This is a genomic window from Tibeticola sp., assembly GCF_022759015.1.
GTDB classification, from domain to species: domain Bacteria; phylum Pseudomonadota; class Gammaproteobacteria; order Burkholderiales; family Burkholderiaceae_C; genus Tibeticola; species Tibeticola sediminis.
In genome coordinates this window covers 1-5,522 of the sequence record NZ_JAEMQB010000154.1, presented here as the reverse complement: position 1 = coordinate 5,522, position 5,522 = coordinate 1, and the positions used below count along the sequence as shown (strand labels likewise).

The window sequence follows — 5,522 nt, the reverse complement described above, 5'->3', positions numbered from 1 at the left end:
GTGCGCGTCGACCTCGACGCGCCGGCCACGCCCGAGCGCATCTTGCTCGCCTGCGATCGGGTGCGTTCCGCCTTGGAGTGAGGTGAGGAACGCTCAGCCTAAATCCGGCAGTTGGGCGCGCCCGGGCGGGCCGTCATCGGGCGCGCGGGCAAGGCGCAAACCACAGCCATGGCGGGCGCCATGGCGAGGATTTGCAACGCCGCCCCCGGGCCCGAGGGCGGCTCAAACGGGTGCGCAGCGCTCATCCAATCGGTGAACGGCTTTTGCACCAAAAACGGTTGAAATATCAACAACTTGCATTCAGCTCATAGCGGTCAACTGCCGGATTTAGGCTCAGAGAATCGGCGTGAACAGTCGGGCCGCGTGGTCCCGCAGCCGCGCCGCCAAAGGCCGGGCGTGCCAATGGGCCAGCGTGACCGGGTGCGATTCGGCCCGGCGTTCGAAGAAATCGCCTTCGAGCCGGGCCGCGAGCGCGGCATCGTAGACCTCGAGGTTGAATTCGAAATTGAGCCGCAGGCTGCGCGCGTCCCAGTTGGCCGACCCGAGGCTGACCCATTGGCGGTCGACGAGCATGAGCTTCGTGTGGTCGAAAGGGCCCGGTCGCTCGAAGACGCGCACGCCATGTTCGAGTACCTGGGCGTAGCTGGCGCGGCTGGCCCATCCGACGAAGGCATGGTCGCAGCGTTGCGGCACGATCAGGTCCACCTCCACGCCGCGCAAGGCGGCGGTGGAGAGGGCGGTGAGCAAAGTGGTTTCGGGCACGAAATAAGGCGTTCGAATGCGCACGCTGTGTTGTGCGCTCGCGAGTGCACCGGACCAGGTCCAAAGCAGACGATCGATGGTGTCGTCGGGGCCAGCTTCGATGCCGCGTGCGAGGGCGCCGCTGCGGCGGTCACGGTCGCCCGCGGGCCATGCTGCAGGGCCGCCTGGCCCGCTGCGCCAGAACGAGGACCCGAGCCATTCGTCGGCGCTGTCGAACCAGTCGCGCGTGAAGGTCAGCATCAAGTGCTCCAGCACCGGCCCTTCGATGCGGAAGTGCAGGTCCCGGAAGGCGGCTTGGGGCGCGGCCGGCGACCAGTAGGGCGCATGGATGTTCATGCCACCCGTGAAGCCCACACGCCCATCGACCAGCAGCAACTTGCGGTGGTTGCGCAACTGAACCGCATGCAGCCGGGCGGGAACGATCGGGGGGTTGAACGAGGCGACGGGCACGCGCTCGCGGGCCAGCGCGCGGTAGGCGGTCTGGCGGGAAAGCCGGACATTCACGTCGTCGATCAGCACGCGCACGGCCACGCCCCGACGGTGCGCGCGCACGAGCGCGTCGACGAAGGCGCTGCCGATGCCTTGGCCGTCAAAGATGTAGCTGGCCAGTGCGATGCTGTGGCGCGCCTCGTCGATGGCTCGCAGCATCTCGGGGTAGGCCATCGCGCCGCCGTGCAGCGGCTCGACCGCATTGCCCGCCGTGAGTGGCAAGCCGGTGGCCGACTCGACCAGGTGCGCCAAGCCCTGGAACGTGGGCGGAACCGGGGGCGGGGCGTCACCACCGGCCTGTGCAGGGGCGGCCGCAGCGGCGTGGTGCACCGAAGCCCGCAGACGCCGTGCGCGTCGCTCGATGCGATTGACCCCAAACAAAAGATAGAGCACCGAGCCCGCCAGGGGCAGCGCGGCGATCACGAGCAGCCACAGCGTGGCCGAGCGCGGCTCGCGCTTGTGCAGCAGCGCGTGGCCCATAAAGAAGGGCGCCACGATGGCCGAAGCCACCAGGGCGCCCAGGGTCCAGGCATCGTTGCCGAGGACAGGCATGGTCGGCCGTGTGTGCGCTGGAGCCGACCGGTCAGCGTGTCAGCGGCTCAGCGACCGCCGCCATGCAACCACACCGTCAGCCGCACCCGGCCTTCGCCACTGGGCCGAGCAATGCCCGCGTCGCCGAGGCGCGCCTCGATGAAGCTCTGCGCCAGTTCGATCCAGCTGGCCACGCTGCGCTCGGTGGTGTCGAGCACTTCGGCAATGGCGGCATGGGCCAGCGCGTCGAGTTCGGCGAGCAGCAAGGCGCGGCGCCACGCCACCGGCAGGTCTTTGAGCACATCGACCACGTAGGCTTGTTCGCCAGCCCGCTCTGCGGTGGCAGGCTGCTCGGTGCCCTCGGCAGCAGCCTCGACCGTCTCCGGCAGCACATCGGCGACGCTGAGCGTATCGTCGGGTTGGTAGTACTCGTAGAGTTCTTCTTCGACCATCGATTCGGCGTCGTCCTGAGCGTCCGTTGGCACCGGAGCGTCGAGCGAAACGGCCTCGCCGTATGGGCGGCTCGCGGCGACCTCACGGTCGATGGCCTTGAAGAGGTTCTTCAGCAGTTGCCGATAGACCGCGTCTGGGTCCGCACCGGGCTGCCACGCGGCTTTGGTCGCGGCGGCGGCCTCGTCGACGACATCGCGCACGGTCGGGTAGTCCGAGGGCAGGTCGCCGACGGCGCGCAAGTAGGCAAGTTCACGGCGTGCCACTGCTTCGAGGCGTTGCAGCAGCGCCTCGATGCCCTGTTGCGCCTGCGTCGCCACGGCTTCGGGCATCGCCGCGATCTGTTCCTTGAGCGCATGCAGCCGCTCGCGGCGCGCCTTGCGCTTGTACTGATCCTGGCCGCGCAAGAGCTCAAAGTGCTTCTTGGCTTCGCGGAACAGGCGCGCCATCGCGGCTTCGCTCGCGACGACCGGGTCAGCGCCCTCGGCGCTCGCAGCGATGATCTTCTTGCCCGGCAGGTGCATGTGCAGCCGCACGGTAAAAGCCTTGCTGCCCCGCTTGAGCTTACCCAGTGTCGCGTGCAGCACGCTGTCCTCAGCACCGTGCTTGACCAGCAGCGGCTGGAGCTGCTTGGACATCTGGGTTTCGAGGGCCTGGGCCCAGCCCGGCGCATCCTGCGCCGAGGTGCCTTCGTAATGGAGTTTGATGTTCATGTGTGGGTTGAATCTGTCGGATGATCGCCGCCGAGCTTACCAGCGCAACGACGCTGCCGCACCCTGGAAGTCGCGCAGCACTCGGGCTTCGGCCTCACCGCGAACGAACTCGAGGCGCGCGCCAAAGTCGCGCGCGAGCTGCCAGACATGGTCGCGCAAAGCCACTTCCTGCGGCTGGTCGCAAAAGAGTTTGGCCATTTCTGCCGTGCCGCCCACAGCGCCCTCAGGGCAGCGCCAGATGCGTGCATCGAGCGCCCAGGGCAGCACCAGCGTTTCCACACGGCCCAGTTGCAGCGCGTCGAGCACGGGGTCCAGACCCCAGACGCCCGGCTGCTCCTTGATGCGCTCCAGCAGCGCCAATTCGGCTTGACGTTCGGCCGCTTCGAGGGCCGGCGTCACACGTTCACGAATGTCGCGCGGTGTCGGGTTCGATGCGTTGGCGGGCTGGGGCACGCGGGCGACCACCCGGTTGCGCAGGCCGCGGCTGAGGTAACCCTCGAAATGCGACACCTGCCACGGTTCGCCCATGAGGACGAGGCGCTCGACGCCCAAGCGGTCGACCGTCTTGTCGAGCGCCTGGGCGAGGCGCGTGTAGAGCTTGTGCATCCAGGTGCTGACTTTCGCGGCTTCGCGCTCTTTCGGCGAGAGCTTGTCGAAGCTACCACCCGTGTGCGCACGGCGCAGCGCTGCGGCGTTTTCGATGCGCTCGGCCAGGTCTTTGAGCTCGCGCCATTCGTCGGCGCTGATGTCGGCGAAGACGGCGGTGTCTTCACGCAGCTCGCCCAGGAACAGCTCATAAAAGCGCCACTTCGCGCCTTCGAGATGGAGCACACCGCCACGCTCGTATTCGTCCGCGGCGAAGAAGATGGGCGTCAGATACGGCTCGCCCCAGCGCGCTTCCACGCGCCCCTGGGCCAGGTCGACCACCGGCAGATCCACCTGCAGGTCGATGCGGCGCACGACCAGACGGCCGTGCAAGCCGCGAGTGGCAAACAGCGCCAGCGAGCGTGCAGCCGGCCGTTCCTCGTCGATGAGCGCCAGGACTTCGTCATACAGCGGGGTGTCGCGCTTGCCGTGAGCGTCGCGGATTTCGGGCAGGTCCTTGAGGGCGTTTTTGATGCGCTTGGCCCACGCGCGGCCCGCGTTTTCGGGGCGTGCGGGGTTGATGTCCGCATAAATGGACAAAACAGGGGCTCCTGCGTCGCCAAACGCGGACTGCAGGTCTTGGGTCAATGAATCGAGTTCGGTCATGTTGTGTTTCTCTTTCTCTAGGGTTGGTTTCGGAAGCGTCGGGACGACGCAAGGCTGAGTCGGTCGCCCCGAACCGGTGGGGGAACGCTCAGCCCTGCGTTCGGGTTTGCCGGGCGCTCAGGCGCTCTTGCGCAGTTGGAGCGCCAAAGCCAGCAACAGGGCGCCCGTGATCAGGGCTTGCACGCCCATCATCAGGCCCATGGTCACCATGCCGGCAGCGGGGTTCAAGGTCAGCACGACCGGAACGGCAGCGCCGAAGGCGACGCTGATGGCGCCGCTGAGCATCAGAATCCAGCCTCGGCCGCCTTCGCGCTGCAGGCGACGGCCTGCAGAAAATTCGAAGACGCCGGTGGCGATCGCCCACAGCGACAGCAGCACCCAGTTGAAGACGACCAGCGTCATGGCCGCCGCCCAGGGCACGACGAGCACCACGATGCCAGCGAAGATGCCAAGCACGCCACGCAGCACCCAAGACCACCATTGGTCGGTCTTCTGGCGCGCGTGGTGGATGCCCAGGCCCACCGACAGCACACCGTCGGCGAACGCATAAGCACCAAAGACGAAGGTCAGCGCGTAGACGGCCGCCAGCGGCGACCACAGCGCAATGGCACCAAACAGCAGAGCCAGCACGCCCCGCAGCGCCAGCCACTTCCAGTTCGTCTGGATCAGGGAGACGAAGGCGATCTGGGTGACGCCGTTGTCGGGCGTTTTCACGAGGTTATCCGTCATGATGGGGCTCCTCGATCAAGGTTGGGTGGTGTTGGTCTTGCCATTTTGGCTGGACTTGAACAGCTTGGCGAGCGAGGCCTTCACGCCTTCGAACCAGCCGCTGCCGGACTTGCCGCCTTCCGTCTTCTTGCGCAGTTCCTTGATTTCTTTCTGGAAGGTTTTGTGCTCGTCCTTGCTGCCGTAGCCGAGCGCGGCGGCACGGGCCACCTCTTCACTGCTGAAGCGCAGCAGGTCGGCGAGTTTTTTCTCTTCATCGGCCGTGCGGCTCGCCTTTTGGGCCAGTTGCTCCGCCTCCTTGAGCGCATCCTCGACATGCAGCAGCGGGATCGGGATGGCGGTTTGCTGCACCACCAAGGTGTTCAGCGTCGTGGCCAGCAGCTTTTTCGCCTCGGCGATTTGGTCCTTCTCGGTCAGACGGGCGGCCTCTTTGATGGCAGCCGGGTAGGTGGCCATCGGCAGGTTCACGACCTCGATCGTGATTTCGCTCGCCAGCGGCTCGAGCAAGCGGCGGGCGTCCTGCACCCGCTGGTCGCCGAGCGCCGATTTGGCTTCCTTGACGACCCGCTCGATGTCTTTGGCCGTGCCGAGGAATTCATG

5 protein-coding genes are annotated in these 5,522 nt (G+C 66.7%); all 5 read right to left on the bottom strand.

Features of this window, described 5'->3' with window-relative positions; all coding sequences use genetic code 11:
- Positions 1-333: 333 nt before the first annotated feature.
- On the bottom strand, positions 334-1,803 hold the full coding sequence (gene cls, locus JHC36_RS09830) for a cardiolipin synthase (RefSeq protein ID WP_287918625.1): 1,470 nt from the start codon (positions 1,801-1,803) through the stop codon (positions 334-336).
- Positions 1,804-1,850: 47 nt separating this feature from the next.
- Positions 1,851-2,945, bottom strand: coding sequence for a sigma factor-like helix-turn-helix DNA-binding protein (locus JHC36_RS09825; RefSeq protein ID WP_287918623.1), 1,095 nt, complete (start codon positions 2,943-2,945; stop codon positions 1,851-1,853).
- 36 nt (positions 2,946-2,981) lie between these two features.
- Positions 2,982-4,196 carry a VLRF1 family aeRF1-type release factor gene (locus JHC36_RS09820; RefSeq protein ID WP_287918621.1) on the bottom strand — a complete coding sequence of 405 codons (1,215 nt, stop codon included), beginning with the start codon at positions 4,194-4,196 and terminating at the stop codon, positions 2,982-2,984.
- A 117-nt stretch (positions 4,197-4,313) separates the two neighbouring features.
- A complete protein-coding gene (locus JHC36_RS09815; protein WP_287918619.1) occupies positions 4,314-4,925 on the bottom strand; it encodes an HdeD family acid-resistance protein in 612 nt (203 codons plus the stop codon).
- A 15-nt stretch (positions 4,926-4,940) separates the two neighbouring features.
- Positions 4,941-5,522, bottom strand: a 582-nt coding sequence (locus tag JHC36_RS09810; protein WP_287918617.1) for a YfdX family protein, incomplete at its 5' end; no start/stop codon positions are given.